This is a genomic window from Mesorhizobium jarvisii (assembly GCF_003601985.1).
GTDB lineage: Bacteria > Pseudomonadota > Alphaproteobacteria > Rhizobiales > Rhizobiaceae > Mesorhizobium > Mesorhizobium jarvisii.
Window position 1 is genome coordinate 1 of sequence record NZ_QZXA01000016.1, and the last position, 12,728, is coordinate 12,728.

At 65.1% G+C, this 12,728-nt stretch carries 15 protein-coding genes; 8 read left to right on the forward strand and 7 right to left on the reverse strand.

Annotated features, from left to right (window positions below):
* The 3 genes from D3242_RS29500 to D3242_RS29510 form a co-directional block, all read left to right on the forward strand.
* Window positions 1-259, forward strand: a 259-nt coding sequence (locus D3242_RS29500) for a transposase (RefSeq protein WP_147377506.1), incomplete at its 5' end; no start/stop codon positions are given.
* 158 nt (window positions 260-417) lie between these two features.
* Window positions 418-1,323: a S1C family serine protease gene (locus D3242_RS29505; protein ID WP_019859505.1), complete on the forward strand. Its 906-nt coding sequence runs from the start codon at window positions 418-420 to the stop codon at window positions 1,321-1,323.
* A 19-nt stretch (window positions 1,324-1,342) separates the two neighbouring features.
* The gene (locus D3242_RS29510; protein ID WP_064981959.1) at window positions 1,343-2,332 is read left to right on the forward strand and encodes a LysR family transcriptional regulator; all 990 of its coding nucleotides are present in this window, start codon (window positions 1,343-1,345) and stop codon (window positions 2,330-2,332) included.
* Here the strand turns inward: D3242_RS29510 and D3242_RS29515 are convergent.
* Both D3242_RS29515 and D3242_RS29520 read right to left on the reverse strand, forming a co-directional pair.
* Entirely contained in the window at window positions 2,329-3,057 is a 729-nt protein-coding gene (locus tag D3242_RS29515; RefSeq protein ID WP_064981988.1) for an SDR family oxidoreductase, read from the reverse strand. The two genes, D3242_RS29510 and D3242_RS29515, sit on opposite strands and share 4 nt — an antisense overlap.
* A gap of 128 nt (window positions 3,058-3,185) precedes the next feature.
* The gene (locus tag D3242_RS29520; RefSeq protein WP_019859502.1) at window positions 3,186-3,641 is read right to left on the reverse strand and encodes a MarR family winged helix-turn-helix transcriptional regulator; all 456 of its coding nucleotides are present in this window, start codon (window positions 3,639-3,641) and stop codon (window positions 3,186-3,188) included.
* A 65-nt stretch (window positions 3,642-3,706) separates the two neighbouring features.
* On the opposite strand from D3242_RS29520, the gene D3242_RS29525 reads away from it, so the two are divergent.
* Window positions 3,707-4,180: a cupin domain-containing protein gene (locus D3242_RS29525; protein WP_064981958.1), complete on the forward strand. Its 474-nt coding sequence runs from the start codon at window positions 3,707-3,709 to the stop codon at window positions 4,178-4,180.
* Window positions 4,181-4,207: 27 nt separating this feature from the next.
* Here D3242_RS29525 and D3242_RS29530 read toward each other — a convergent pair whose 3' ends face one another.
* Window positions 4,208-4,819 (reverse strand): hypothetical protein, encoded by a 612-nt coding sequence (locus tag D3242_RS29530; protein WP_064981956.1) that lies wholly within the window; start codon window positions 4,817-4,819, stop codon window positions 4,208-4,210.
* Between the two features lie 252 nt (window positions 4,820-5,071).
* Between D3242_RS29530 and D3242_RS29535 the strand changes: the two genes are divergently transcribed.
* A complete protein-coding gene (locus D3242_RS29535) occupies window positions 5,072-5,671 on the forward strand; it encodes a YdeI/OmpD-associated family protein (protein WP_019859500.1) in 600 nt (199 codons plus the stop codon).
* Window positions 5,672-5,674: 3 nt separating this feature from the next.
* Here the strand turns inward: D3242_RS29535 and D3242_RS29540 are convergent, their stop codons facing one another.
* A complete protein-coding gene (locus tag D3242_RS29540; RefSeq protein ID WP_064981954.1) occupies window positions 5,675-6,304 on the reverse strand; it encodes a glutathione S-transferase family protein in 630 nt (209 codons plus the stop codon).
* A gap of 403 nt (window positions 6,305-6,707) precedes the next feature.
* Between D3242_RS29540 and D3242_RS29550 the strand changes: the two genes are divergently transcribed.
* Window positions 6,708-7,406 (forward strand): SDR family NAD(P)-dependent oxidoreductase, encoded by a 699-nt coding sequence (locus tag D3242_RS29550; protein ID WP_064981953.1) that lies wholly within the window; start codon window positions 6,708-6,710, stop codon window positions 7,404-7,406.
* Between the two features lie 17 nt (window positions 7,407-7,423).
* A complete protein-coding gene (locus D3242_RS29555) occupies window positions 7,424-8,053 on the forward strand; it encodes an NADPH-dependent F420 reductase (protein WP_032921199.1) in 630 nt (209 codons plus the stop codon).
* A gap of 158 nt (window positions 8,054-8,211) precedes the next feature.
* Here D3242_RS29555 and D3242_RS29560 read toward each other — a convergent pair whose 3' ends face one another.
* Together D3242_RS29560 and D3242_RS29565 are read right to left on the reverse strand one after the other, a co-directional pair.
* A complete protein-coding gene (locus D3242_RS29560; protein WP_064981951.1) occupies window positions 8,212-8,559 on the reverse strand; it encodes a hypothetical protein in 348 nt (115 codons plus the stop codon).
* Window positions 8,560-8,590: 31 nt separating this feature from the next.
* A complete protein-coding gene (locus tag D3242_RS29565) occupies window positions 8,591-8,902 on the reverse strand; it encodes a hypothetical protein (protein ID WP_027047092.1) in 312 nt (103 codons plus the stop codon).
* Between the two features lie 365 nt (window positions 8,903-9,267).
* On the opposite strand from D3242_RS29565, the gene D3242_RS29570 reads away from it, so the two are divergent.
* The gene (locus D3242_RS29570) at window positions 9,268-10,890 is read left to right on the forward strand and encodes an ABC-F family ATP-binding cassette domain-containing protein (RefSeq protein WP_064981949.1); all 1,623 of its coding nucleotides are present in this window, start codon (window positions 9,268-9,270) and stop codon (window positions 10,888-10,890) included.
* A 59-nt stretch (window positions 10,891-10,949) separates the two neighbouring features.
* On the opposite strand, the gene D3242_RS29575 is transcribed toward D3242_RS29570, so the two are convergent.
* A complete protein-coding gene (locus tag D3242_RS29575; RefSeq protein ID WP_167470470.1) occupies window positions 10,950-12,389 on the reverse strand; it encodes a winged helix-turn-helix domain-containing tetratricopeptide repeat protein in 1,440 nt (479 codons plus the stop codon).
* Window positions 12,390-12,728 lie beyond the last annotated feature (339 nt).

Consider the following 12,728-nt stretch of genomic DNA (forward strand, 5'->3'; position numbering starts at 1 on the left):
CGCCAAGTTGGCCGGCCTGGCGCCGATCGCCAATGACAGTGGCAAGCGCAGCGGTCGAAGACCAGTGCGCGGCGGTCGGGCAGGGCCGCGCGGCGTCCTCTTTCTCGTTGCCAGCATCGTTGCCAAAGCTTTCAAGCAACGGTTGCAGACTGCCGGAAAGGAGAAAATGGTCATCCGCATTGCGCTCGCCCGCAAGCCGCTCGTCATTCTCAATGCAAAAGCACGCGACGCGCGTAACGAATTCGCAAATGCAACTTGACACCTCAGATAGTCGCTCATCCGTCTCGGCGCTACGCGCCGATCCACCTTCTCCCGCAACGGGAGAAGGCAAGAACTATCGATGCGCACCTTGCACCATCCCCTCCGAGGCATACCTATAAGAGAAGCCGCCAAGCATTTGCATCGCAGGACAAAATCATGGCCATCAATCCCAATCCGCGTTCCGTCGTTGCCGTGCGCGCGACCGTTCCCGAAGATGCCTTCACGGCCGGTGCGCTGGGCACGCTCAGGGAAGGCAGCGGCGTCGTCATCCGCAATGACGGGCTGGTGCTGACCATCGGCTATCTCATCACCGAGGCCGAGGAGGTCTGGCTGACCGCGCATGATGGCCGTGTCATCCCGGCGCATGCGCTGGCCTATGATCAGGAATCCGGCTTCGGCCTGGTCCAGGCACTGGCGCCAACCGGTCTGCCGGCGGTGGCGCTGGGCGATGCCGGCAAGGCCAGGATCGGCGACGCGGTGGTGCTTGCCGACGGCATCGGCCGGGCGGTCGAGGCCAAGATCGTCACCAAGCAGGAATTCGCCGGCTATTGGGAGTATCTGCTCGACGAGGCGATCTTCATCGCGCCGGCGCATCCGTCCTGGGGCGGGGCGCCGCTGTTCGGCGCCGATGGCGCGCTGCTCGGCATCGGTTCGCTGCGCCTGCAGATGAGCCGCGCCGGCGAGGTCGCCGATATCAACATGGTGGTGCCGATCGACCTGTTGCCGCCGATCCTCGATGATCTGCTGACGCGCGGCCAGGTGGCCAAGCCGCCGCGTCCGTGGCTCGGCGCCCTGTCGGCCGAAAGCGACGGCAAGGTGGTGGTGATGAGCGTGACGGAGGGCGGCCCGGCGGCCAAGGCCGGACTGCGCCAGGGCGACGTTATCTCCGAGGTGCGCGACGGCGCGGTCGACGGTCTCGCCGATTTCTATCGCAAGCTGTGGGACAGCGGCTCGGCCGGCGCCGAGATCCCGATGCGCGTGGTGCGCGACGGCCGCGAAACCTGGCTGCGCGTCAAATCCGCCGACCGCGGCAGTTTCTTGAAGAAGCCGCAGCTGCAATAGGCCTGATGTCGGCCGGGCGATGCATCCCAGACTGCTCAAGACCTTTCTCGCTGTGGCACGCAGCCGCAACATCACGCGCGCCGCCGAGGCGGTTCACCTCGCGCAATCGAGCGTCAGCGACCAGATCCAGTCTCTCGAGGCCGAACTGGGCGCTGCCCTGTTCACACGCTCGAAGTCCGGCTTGGAGCTGACGCCGGCGGGGCTGGCGCTGAAGCCTATCGCCGAAGAGCTGCTGCGGCTCGACGGCGAGGCGCGCGCGGCGGTGCTGGCGGCTGCCGGGCGCACTAGCGGGGCACTGACCATCGGTGCGCTGGAGACGATCGCCTCGGCCCGTCTGGCGCCCTGGCTGCCAGGGTTCCAGGCCGGCCATCCCGATATCACCGTGCGGATGAAGGTGGCCGACAGCGGCACGCTGCGACATTTGCTGGAGGACGGCGACATCGACGTCGCTTTCTGCTTCGAGCGTCAGGACGGTGCGAAGGGCGCGGCCGACGGACGCCTGGCCAGGCGCGCGATAGGGGCCGAACCGCTGGTTCTGGTCGCGGCTCCGGGACAAGGCACCGCGCCGCGCGACCTGGCAGACCTTGCCGCGCTGCGCTTCGTGGCGACGGAGCCCGGATGCGTCTACCGGCATATGTTCGACACCGCCTTTGCCGAGGCGGATATGGCGCCGCCCAAACCAGCGGCCGAAGTCGGCAGCATCGGCGCCATTGCCCGGCTGGTGGCGACGGGTGCCGGGCTCGGCCTCATTCCCCGTCTCGCCGTCAGCGATGCGCTGGCGCGCGGCGACCTCAGGGAATTGCGATGGCCCGGCCGAATGCAGGCGGCACCGCTGACGATGATCTGGCGACGCCGGCGCGTCCAGCCGCCGGCGCTCAGGCAATTGCTCGCCGCCGCGCTGGACACGCTGGCGCCGGAACGTCTCGAGACGGGTTCAGAACTTGAATCGGCGGATAGCTCCAAAGCACTGTTTCCAAACAACACCCTGGCGAAGACTGCCGCCAGCTAAACCAGCCGGTGCCCGCCTTCGACATGCAGCGTCGTGCCGGTGGTAAATCCGTTGCCGATGAGGAAGAAAATGGCGTCGGCGATGTCTTCGGGCTGGCCGACCCTGCCGACCGGCAGCCGCTCGGCCATCGCCGCCAGCATCTCGGCCTTGCGGTCGCCGGCGACCTGAGCCCAGATCGTGGTGTCGATCCAGCCGGGCGAAACGGCGTTGACGCGGATCGGCGCGAGTTCGACGGCAAGCGCCCGCACCAGCCCTTCGAGCGCGGCGTTGACGGCGGCGACGACCGAGCCGCGCGCGGCCGGCCGATACGCGGCGATGCCGGAGATGAAGGTCATAGAGCCGTTCGCGGCAAGCCGTGGCGCGCCGTGCTTGGCAAGCAGCAGCGGGCCGAAGAGCTTGCTGTCGACCATGCGTTGCGCCGCCTTCAGGTCAAGCTCCGGCAGCAGCCTGTAGGCGCCCTCGATGTCGGCCGCCGTGCTGACGATGTGGTCGAGCCCACCGATCTCGGCGAACAACGCCGCGACCTGGTCTTCCCGGGCGATGTCGACGACGGCTACCTCCAGGCCGGAGGGATTGCCAAACGCCTCGCGTGCCTGTCGCAGCCTTGCTTCGCTGCGCCCGGCGATGATGACTGTGGCACCAGCCTCGACGCAACGCCTGGCAAGCGCCAGGCCCATGCCGGAGCCGCCGCCGACGATCAGGATTTTCTGGTTTGAAAGGTTCATTTCGCTCTGCCTTTGCTTTGACGGGACAAGGGCAGGGAATTGGCAGGTCGGTGTGCCGAGAAGGAAACGGAAGAAACCGATAGCGCCATCGGAAATGCCGATGATGCCGCACATGAATGCGGTTCCGGTCAGCGCACCAGTGGGCTGTCCCAGACGGCGAACAGCAGCGCTTTGAGCTGGTCGAAGCGCTCCGGCCCAAGCTCGGTGCGCCACTCCTCCTCGATGTCGCGCAAAATGTCGACCATCTTCCAGAAAGCAGCGTGGCCGCGTTCGGTGGCGTGCACCACGCGCGCGCTGCCTTCGCCGTCGGAGCGGACAATATAGCCGTAGCCTTCGAGGCTGCTGAGCAGCTGGTTGATCGCCTGTTTGCTCATGCCGGCACGTTCGGCGATGGTGCCGGGGCGCGCGCCGTCCGGGCCGGGAAACTGCAGCACGGCCATGTGCGGCAGACGCAATTCGTCGAAACCGGCAGCGTTGAGCTCCTTGATCAACCGGCGCTGGATGGCCTGCGCCGGCACGCGCAGCAGGGCGCCGATCAAAAGGTCGGTGGTCTTGGTCTGCAGGACTTCGGCTGAGGTGGCCATTGACGATCCGGTAAATTGAGTTTACAGATAACTAGTAAATGTAATTTACCGGAGGGGTTTGCGCAATGTCAGCCATGGATCTTCAGGTCAACCCGGCCAACGAGACCATCGGCACCAAGGGGTTGTCGGTCCGTTTCCTGGTGTCGGGCGAAAATTCGAACGGCAGCGTCGCCACCTTCGAACTGATGGTGCCGGGCGCGCAGCGCCTGCCCGCGCCGGCGCACAGCCACGATCATTACGAGGAAACGATCTACGGCATTGACGGGGTTTTGACCTGGACCGTGAACGGCAAGCCAATCGAGGTTGGGCCGGGGGAGGCGCTGTGCATCCCACGCGGCGCCGTCCATCGCTTCGACAATAATGGCACAAGGGATGCCAAGGCGCTGTGCGTCATCACGCCGGCGGCAATTGGTCCCGACTATTTCCGCGAGGCATTCGGTTTGCTCAACGCCGCTGCCGGCGGGCCGCCTGACAAGGCTGGGATGATGGAGATCATGCGCCGCCACGGGCTGACACCGGCAATGCCGCCACCGGCCTGAAGCCGGCCGAGGGACAGGGCGCGCCCCTTATTCCTGGCAAGCGGCGAAAGCGTCGCCCGCGTTCCAGTCCCGGAATGCGACGGTCCGGCCTTCAGTCGACACGGTCTCGTGCTTGGTGCTGCCGTCCGGCTGCTGCTTCGAGCTGGTGCCCTTGCCGGTCAGCACATTGTAGTCGCAGGTGCTGGCGGCATTCTCCTGCAGGTAATCATCGGAATCGTAGGCGAAGCCGGCAACGATGAAGGCGCCGTCGCGGTAGGCGATGGTCAGCGTCTGGTTGGTGCGCTCGCTGCCGATCTCCGGCGCCGGCAGATAGAATTTGATCGAGCCGTTGGGCAGCATCGTCAGTTCCGGCTCGGTGTCGGAGTTCTCGTAGCCCGGCTGGTCGTAACCGTTCCACTCGCCACCGATCTGTTCGCGCACGATTTCGACGGGCTTGAGGTAATTGTGCTCCTTGTCCCCGAGGAAGAAATGGATGTCCATCGGGTCGGTCGGCCCGGTCTCGACCACCATGTCAAGGTCGGGAGCGCCGTCGCCGTTGAAGTCGCCGGTCAGCGCGGTGATGATCTTGCGGGTTTCGACCGGTTCGGCCAGCGCCACGCCCGGCAGCAGCAAGGCAAGGCCGAAGAGCAGAGATTTCATTGTGGCATGTCCCCCAAGCCTGGCATTTGTGGTCCTATAGCACGGTGGCGACGTGTCGCGCTCCTCCATCTGGTCGGTTGCGCTCCAGCGGCAACACGGCGATGTATGGTGCGTTCCCTATTTCGCGGCACCGTGCCTCACTGCTGACGGGAATTGACGGTGGGCGATGCCATGATGCCGGGAATCGCAGGATGACGGAGGCAAGATGACAGGGACGCCAGCGACAATGATTCTGAACCGGCAGGCCCGCTGATGGCGCCGGTCAAGGTCGATCCGGACAAGGTCCGGGAATTCCCCGACGCGGCGAGTTTTTATGCCTGGCTCGGCCAGCACCACGCCACCGAAAGCGAAGTGTGGATCAAGGTGCACAAGGTCGGGTCGGGACTGAAGTCGATCACGCCGAAGGAGGCCATCGACGTCGTGCTGTGCTTCGGCTGGATCGACGCGGTGCGCAAGGGGCTGGACGAGAACAGTTTTCTCCAGCGCTACACGCCGCGCGGCAAGAAGAGCATCTGGAGCAAGATCAACATCGACAATGTCGCGCGGCTGGTCGAGGAGGGCCGCATGACCGGGCATGGGCTGAAACAGGTCGAAGCCGCCAAGGCCGACGGGCGCTGGGCGCGCGCCTATGGCGGCAGCAAGGAGATGAAAATCCCCGACGATTTGCAGGCGGCCATCGATGCCGAACCGGCGGCGAAGGCGATGCTGGAAAAACTCAGCGCGCAGAACCGCTTCTCGCTCGCCTTCCGCACCCACAACATGAAGACCGAGGCCGGCCGCAAGAAGAAGATCGAGACCTTCGTGGCGATGCTGAAGCGTGGCGAGACGATCTATCCGCAGGGCAAAAAGTAGTTCTCAACCGCCTGAATGCGGGTCGATGCTGTAGGGATGGATCGGATAGCCTTGGCCGACGGCGTCGCGCACGCGGCCGGTCCAGGCGAGGAATGCCGGGTAGTCCGCCGGCGAGAAGCCGCAATCGCCGGCACGATGGCTGTAGGCATAGATGGCGATGTCGGCGATGGTGAGGTCGTTTCCGGTGAGGAACGGCGTCTCGCCAAGGCTGCGATCCAGGGCGGCCAGCGTGCGGGCGCCGGCCTCGCGCTTGCCGGCAACCATGGCGTGGTTGCGTTCGAGCCGTCCGGTCAAGGTCCAGAAGCGCAGTGAGCCGATGACGGGCTCGACATTGTACTGTTCGAAGAACAGCCACTGCATCACCTTGGCGCGCCGGAAGCGGTCCGACGGCAGCAGAGGCGTGCCTTCGGCGAGATAGGTGAGGATCGCATTGGACTCGGCGATGGCGCTGCCATTTTCGAGCTGGAGCACAGGAACCGCGCCGGCCGGGTTGAGGGCAAGGAAGGCATCGGTGTGGCTCTCGCCCTCAAAAATCGAGACGAGGCGGGTCTCGCAAGGGATCTTCAGCAGGCCGAGCAGGACCCGGACTTTCCAGCCATTTTGCGATGGCAGATAATCGTGAAGCGTGAGCATGGCCGATCCTCGTGATGGGTGGACGATCGCATGGCGAGACGTCTGGCGACACCCGATTCCTGCTCGGGCATGAGGTTTGGGAAGGGCAAATTGCGGAAACCTCGGCGCTTGAACACCCCCTCTGTCCTGCCGGACATCTCCCCCGCAAGGGGGGAGATCGGCAGCTTCAATCGCGCTGCTCTATCCTGCAACGTCGATGATTGGCGAAGGCGGAGCCAACATCCAATCTCCCCCCTTGCGGGGGAGATGTCCGGCAGGACAGAGGGGGGCGTGACGGAACGCGACGTCGGACAGCTCGATCACTCATGCGCTTGATCGCACAATGACTGCGATCTCCGCTGCCTAACAAACCAATTCGGCCTGTGCCATCTTTCCCCGAGACGACAAACAGAGGCATCCGAGAATGACCACACACCCCAACAAAGTCGCCATCGTCACCGGCGCCAATCGCGGCATCGGGTTGGAGACCGGCCGCCAGTTGGCGAAACTTGGCTTCACCGTGCTGCTCGGCGTGCGCGATCTGGCCAAGGGCGAGGCCGCGGCGAAAGGGCTCGACGGCCACGTCGAGGCCATCGCGCTCGATGTCGCGGCACCCGACGCGGCTGCAAGGGCAGCCGATGAGGTCGAGCGCCGGTTCGGCCGGCTCGACGTGCTGATCAACAATGCCGCCATCCACTACGATACCGGCTCGCGCGCCTTGCGGCCGGACTGGACTGTCATCCGCGAGGCGTTCGAGACCAATGTCTTCGGCGCCTGGCGGGTGGCGGCCGCCTTCGCGCCGCTGCTCAAGGCGAGCGGTCATGGAAGACTGGTCAATGTGTCGTCCGAAGGTGGATCGCTGGCCTCGATGGGGGCGGGCGCGCCGGCCTATTCGACATCGAAGGCGACGCTCAATGCGCTGACCCGTGTGCTGGCGGCGGACCTGCGCGGCTCCGGCGTGCTGGTCAATGCCATCTGCCCCGGTTGGGTCGCCACCGAAATGGGCGGGCCGGGCGGACGCCCGGTGGCGCAAGGGGCGGCCGGCATCGTCTGGGCCGCGACCTTGCCGGACGACGGCCCGACCGGCGGCTTCTTCCGCGACGGCAAAGGACTGCCGTGGTGAGCGAACAGGAGGCGAAGATGAGAATCGGAGTGCTGGGCGCCGGCATGATCGGCGGCACGGTCGGACGGCTGTGGGCGCAGGCCGGACATGAGGTGAGCTTTGGCGTGCGGCATCCCGAGCGGCTGCGCTCGATGCTTTCCGGCCTTGGCGGCAAGGCCACGGCCGGCTCGGCGCTCGATGCCGTTGCCGGCGCGGATGTCGTGCTGGCCGCCATCCCGTTTCGGGCCTGGCCCGGTGTCGCGGCCGAAATCGGTGCAGCGCTCGGCGACAAGGTGCTGCTCGACGCCACGGTGCCCGACCCGCCGCGCGACGGCGCTTTCGGCGACGCCGCACTTGCCCGCAAGGACGGCGTGGCTTTCGCCGTCGCGCTGCTGCTGCCGCGCGCGAAGCTGGTTCGCGCCTTCAGCACGGTCATGTGGACAACGCTGCAATCGCAGGCGCACCGCGCCGGCGACAGGATCGGCATTCCGCTCGCCGGCGATGACGAAGAGGCCGTTGCCCTTGCCGTGCGGCTGGCGAGCGACGCCGGTTTTGACCCGGTCGTGGTCGGACCGCTGTCGCAAGCCCGGCGCTTCGATCCCGGCACGGCCGTCTTCGATAGCGGCATGAGCGGACCGCAGGTTCGGGCCGCACTCGGGGTGGCTTGAGGCGGTTCACGATCTGAATCGTGGAATTGCCGTAAGCGCCTGTTTAGACGCACTTTCAGCGGATCTGACTTGCCTTGTTGCGCACAAGAAAAAGCCGCCCTCGCTTTTCAGCGAATGGCGGCCTTTTCCCGGGAGGAAGTCAGAAAGAAAGCTGGCGATCAAGCCGCCTTGGCGTGGCCGTGCTTCTTGTGGGTACGCTTGTGGGTGTGCTTCTTGGCGACGTGCTTGTGGCCGTGCTTCCTCACATGCCGGTGGTGCTTCTTGCCGTGCCTGACATGCTTCTTGAGGTGCTTGTGCGCGGCAGCCTGGGCCGGCTTGGCCGTGGCAGCGGGAGCCGTAGTCGACGCAGCGGCGGCGGGAGCCGTGGTCGACGTGGCGGGAGCCGGAGCCGTGGTCGGCGCAGCGGCGGTGGTGGCGGCCGCGTTGGCCGTGCTGGTGCCGACAACCGGCATGGCCAGGCCGAGCGCGATGGCGAGACCCAGGGCGGAGAGGAGGGGCTTGTTCATGATAGGCTTTCCTTCGGATTGATGGTTGCTGTCACTGGTCGAGGTTGACCGGTGTCACTCCAAGAAGTTTCAGGGCGTTGGCGTAGGTCCGGATGCCTTGCGCCTCCTTACGCTCGGCACAAAACCGGTTGGCCTTGTCCTGGAGTGCCTCTGCCGTGGCGATCTGGCTGGCGCTGGCACCGGGTTCGGCTTTGGTCCGGATGGCTCCGTCGAGTTGAGAACCGAGCCGGCTGCAATATTCGCTCCGGGTAACCGCCGCCTGCGCACCCGATTGCGCGACCGCAAGCATGGCGAGCGAAATGCCTGCGAGGGCACCCATCCATCCGGTCGAACGTCGTTGCATTGTCGGGACCATCCCTTTGCGTTGTGTGGCGACCGCTGTCCGGTTGCTACGAGGGTGGTTATGACAGGTGATGTTTTCCTCAGTTTTTCCCGCATGTTGAATCTTGTTTCTGAAGTGTGTCTGGCTCTCACCCTCCCCCTCGTGGGGAGGGTCGCTCCGCGCAGCGGAGCGGGGTGGGGGTCTTTTTAAGTCGGCGCCGCACCCCCACCCCGTCCCACCGACCTTGCTTCGCAATGCCGGTGTGCCGACCCTCCCCACAAGGGGGAGGGTGAAGCGCTGCGGCGCTTGCGCCTCTTCCTTTGCCGCCGTCCTTCGCGTAAGGCGCCGGGCAAATCCTTTCAGCGCAGGCATAGTCCGGAAACCGCATGATCAGACTTGAAAGCATCAGCAAGCAGAACGGCCGTCAGCTTGTCTTCATAGAGGCGTCGGCTTCCCTGCAGAAGGGCGAGAAAATTGGCCTTGTCGGGCCGAATGGCGCCGGCAAGACGACCCTGTTCCGCATGATCACCGGCCAGGAGCAGCCGGATGAGGGCCAGGTGCAGGTCGATCGCGGCGTCACCATCGGCTATTTCAGCCAGGATGTCGGCGACATGGAAGGCCATAGCGCCGTCGCCGAAGTGATGAATGGCGCCGGGCCGGTGAGCGATGTCGCGGCCGAGATGGCGGAACTGGAAGCGGCGATGGCCGACTCGGACCAGGCCGACCGGATGGACGAGATCATCGAGAAGTATGGCGAGGCGCAGCATCGCTTCGAGGAGCTCGACGGCTATGCGCTGGACGGCCGCGCCCGTGAGGTGCTCGACGGTCTGGGCTTTTCGCAGGAGATGATGGACGGCGATGTCGGCAAGCTGTCGGGCGGCTGGAAGATGCGCGTGGCGCTGGCGCGCATCCTTCTGATGCGGCCCGATGTCATGCTGCTCGACGAACCGTCCAACCATCTGGACCTGGAAAGCCTGATCTGGCTAGAGCAATTCCTGAAGGGCTATGACGGCGCGCTGCTGATGACATCGCACGACCGCGAGTTCATGAACCGCATCGTCAACAAGATCGTCGAGATCGATGCCGGCTCGCTCACCGCCTACTCTGGCAATTACGAATTCTACCAGCAGCAGCGGGCGATCGCCGACAAGCAGCAGCAGGCGCAGTTCGAGCGCCAGCAGGCGATGCTGGCCAAGGAGATCGCCTTCATCGAGCGCTTCAAGGCGCGCGCGTCGCATGCCGCGCAGGTGCAGAGCCGGGTGAAGAAGCTCGACAAGATCGACCGCGTCGAGCCGCCCAAGCGCCGCCAGATCGTCAATTTCGAATTCCAGCCGGCACCGCGCTGCGGCGAGGATGTCGTCACCTTGAAGAACGTCCACAAGGCCTATGGCAGCCGCAGCATCTATGAGGGGCTCGACTTCCAGGTCCGCCGCCGCGAGCGCTGGTGCATCATGGGCGTCAACGGCGCCGGCAAGTCGACGCTGCTCAAGCTGGTGGCAGGCGCTTCCGACCCCGACACCGGCACGGTGGCGCGCGGGCCGAGCGTGAAAATGGGCTATTTCGCCCAGCACGCCATGGAGCTGCTCGAAGGCGAGCGCACCGTGTTCCAGACGCTGGAAGACAATTTCCCGCAGGCCGGCCAGGCGCCGCTTCGCGCGCTCGCCGGCTGCTTCGGCTTTTCCGGCGACGAGATCGAGAAGAAATGCCGCGTGCTGTCAGGCGGCGAGAAGGCGCGGCTGGTGATGGCGCTGATGCTGTTCGACCCGCCCAATCTGCTGGTGCTGGACGAGCCGACCAACCACCTCGACATCGCCACCAAGCAGATGCTGATCGAGGCGCTATCGCAATATGAGGGCACCATGCTGTTCGTCTCGCACGACCGGCATTTTCTGGCAGCACTTTCGAACCGCGTGCTGGAACTGACGCCCGAAGGCGTCCACACCTATGGTGGCGGCTATACCGAATATGTCGAGCGCACGGGGCAGGAAGCGCCAGGATTGAGAAGTTGAGGGCGAGCCCAGATCACTGGGTGCCATGCCGCTTCGATCTGTGTTGATCGCTCAGCCGGTCAGTCTAATCCGGCGATGCGCAGCCCCTCGATATAGCGCGCGCGATCCTTTTCGTGGACGATCGGGTGGTACCTCTCGACCCAATCCACGGACACGGATGGATGCAGGCGCCGCGTCTGCGCCAGCGCATGGGCGGCGGCGGCGCGATCGCCCGCCATGCCTGCCGAGGCGGCGTATGTGCGCCAGGCCGTTCCAAAATTCTGCCTGAGATCGACCGCACGCCGTTCGAACTCGGCAGCCTCGGCATAACGCCCGGCCATGAAATGACAGAGGCCAATGACGGAAAGGCTGCCCGCCTGCGTGAAGTCGCGCGGGCTCAGCCGGTCGGCCAGCGCGACATGGTGCAGGCCGTCGTCGGGCATGCCCGCATAGGCATAGGTCGACCCAAGGATCATATGCGCATAGGCCAGGCTTGGATTGAGAGTAATCGCCTCGGACAAAGCTCTCACGGCTGGATCGAAACGGCGTGAGGCCATGTGCACGAAGCCCGTTGCGAAGTGCGTCCAGGGGTCCTCCGGGTCGCTGCGGATCGCCCGTTGCGCCATGTCGTGTGCGGTCGGCAAGGCCGCTTCCGCATCGGCCAGTCCAAGCATCGCCTTTGCCGCTAGGCCCCAGGCGATCAGGCAATTGGCGCGCGGATAATCGGGATCGATGTCGATGGCTTTCTTGAGCAGCCGCTCTGCGATCTCGAAATCCGGCAGCGAGGCCCAGGTCCAGACATAGGGCATTGCCTTCATCACGAAGCCCCATGCGTCGAGACTGCCCGGCGACCGGCTCTGGAAACGCTCCTGCTCGGCCACGTAGAGCCTGGGCTCGATGGCGCCGATGACGCTCTCGGCTATCTCGTCCTGAAGCGCGAAGAAATCGGCGATTTGGGCATCATAGCGTTCCGCCCAGATCTGGCGACCGGTGTCGGCGTCGCTGACTCTGGCGTTGATCCGCAAACGCTGTCCGGAGCGGCGCACGCTCCCGTCGAGCACATAGCGCACGCCAAGCTCGCGCCCGATCTGCTTCACGTCGACCGCCTTGCCGCCATAGGTGAAAGACGAGTTGCGGGCCGAGACAAAGAGCCAGCGCAGCCGCGCCAGGCGGGTGATGATGTCTTCCGCGAGGCCATCGCCGAAATATTGCTGCTCGGCGTCGTCGCTGAGGTTGGCAAAGGGCAGCACGGCGATCGAGGGTCCGGCCTCGGCGCTATCGGCAACGGCCGCGGCCGCGTCGAGGCAATCAACCGTACCACCGAAGCGATAGCCGATCCGGGGGATGGTCGCGATCCATTCGGCGTTGTCAGGCCCCGGCCCAAGCAGTTTGCGGAGCAAGGCGATCTGGACGGACAGGTTGCTTTCCTCGACCGCCGCGTGCGGCCATGCCGCGTCCATCAGCGTCGCCTTGGATAGGACTTCGCCCGGCCGTTCCACCAGTGCCGCCAAGAGCAGCACGCCGCGATATCCAACCGGAACGGGAACGCCCTGCCGGAGCAGTGTTCCCGCCTCCGGATTAAGCTCGAACGGACCGAATGCGAACCGTTTCCCCACCATAGCGCAAAAATAGCATCTTTTCGGAGCTTTTCGGAACTATTCGGTCGTGTGACCCGGACGAAATCCGCCCGCAGGGTCATCCTGTCACCATGTTTCGTGACAGGAGAGCCGAAAATGACCGCACTTGTTTTTGACCGTATCGGGTTTGAGACCGAGGCCAGCCAAACGGTTCCAACGAGCAGCAAGTGTCCGCGCGAGGAAGAATTCCGCGCCGCTCTCGACCGCTATATGGCGGACTAC

Excerpts from the sequence above, each read along its gene's own strand:
- D3242_RS29505 (WP_019859505.1), top strand. The coding sequence starts at position 418 with ATGGCCATCAATCCCAATCCGCGTTCCGTCGTTGCCGTGCGCGCGACC.
- D3242_RS29510 (WP_064981959.1), top strand. The coding sequence starts at position 1,343 with ATGCATCCCAGACTGCTCAAGACCTTTCTCGCTGTGGCACGCAGCCGC.
- D3242_RS29515 (WP_064981988.1), bottom strand. The coding sequence starts at position 3,057 with ATGAACCTTTCAAACCAGAAAATCCTGATCGTCGGCGGCGGCTCCGGC.
- D3242_RS29520 (WP_019859502.1), bottom strand. The coding sequence starts at position 3,641 with ATGGCCACCTCAGCCGAAGTCCTGCAGACCAAGACCACCGACCTTTTG.
- D3242_RS29525 (WP_064981958.1), top strand. The coding sequence starts at position 3,707 with ATGTCAGCCATGGATCTTCAGGTCAACCCGGCCAACGAGACCATCGGC.
- D3242_RS29530 (WP_064981956.1), bottom strand. The coding sequence starts at position 4,819 with ATGAAATCTCTGCTCTTCGGCCTTGCCTTGCTGCTGCCGGGCGTGGCG.
- D3242_RS29535 (WP_019859500.1), top strand. The coding sequence starts at position 5,072 with ATGGCGCCGGTCAAGGTCGATCCGGACAAGGTCCGGGAATTCCCCGAC.
- D3242_RS29540 (WP_064981954.1), bottom strand. The coding sequence starts at position 6,304 with ATGCTCACGCTTCACGATTATCTGCCATCGCAAAATGGCTGGAAAGTC.
- D3242_RS29550 (WP_064981953.1), top strand. The coding sequence starts at position 6,708 with ATGACCACACACCCCAACAAAGTCGCCATCGTCACCGGCGCCAATCGC.
- D3242_RS29555 (WP_032921199.1), top strand. The coding sequence starts at position 7,424 with ATGAGAATCGGAGTGCTGGGCGCCGGCATGATCGGCGGCACGGTCGGA.
- D3242_RS29560 (WP_064981951.1), bottom strand. The coding sequence starts at position 8,559 with ATGAACAAGCCCCTCCTCTCCGCCCTGGGTCTCGCCATCGCGCTCGGC.
- D3242_RS29565 (WP_027047092.1), bottom strand. The coding sequence starts at position 8,902 with ATGCAACGACGTTCGACCGGATGGATGGGTGCCCTCGCAGGCATTTCG.
- D3242_RS29570 (WP_064981949.1), top strand. The coding sequence starts at position 9,268 with ATGATCAGACTTGAAAGCATCAGCAAGCAGAACGGCCGTCAGCTTGTC.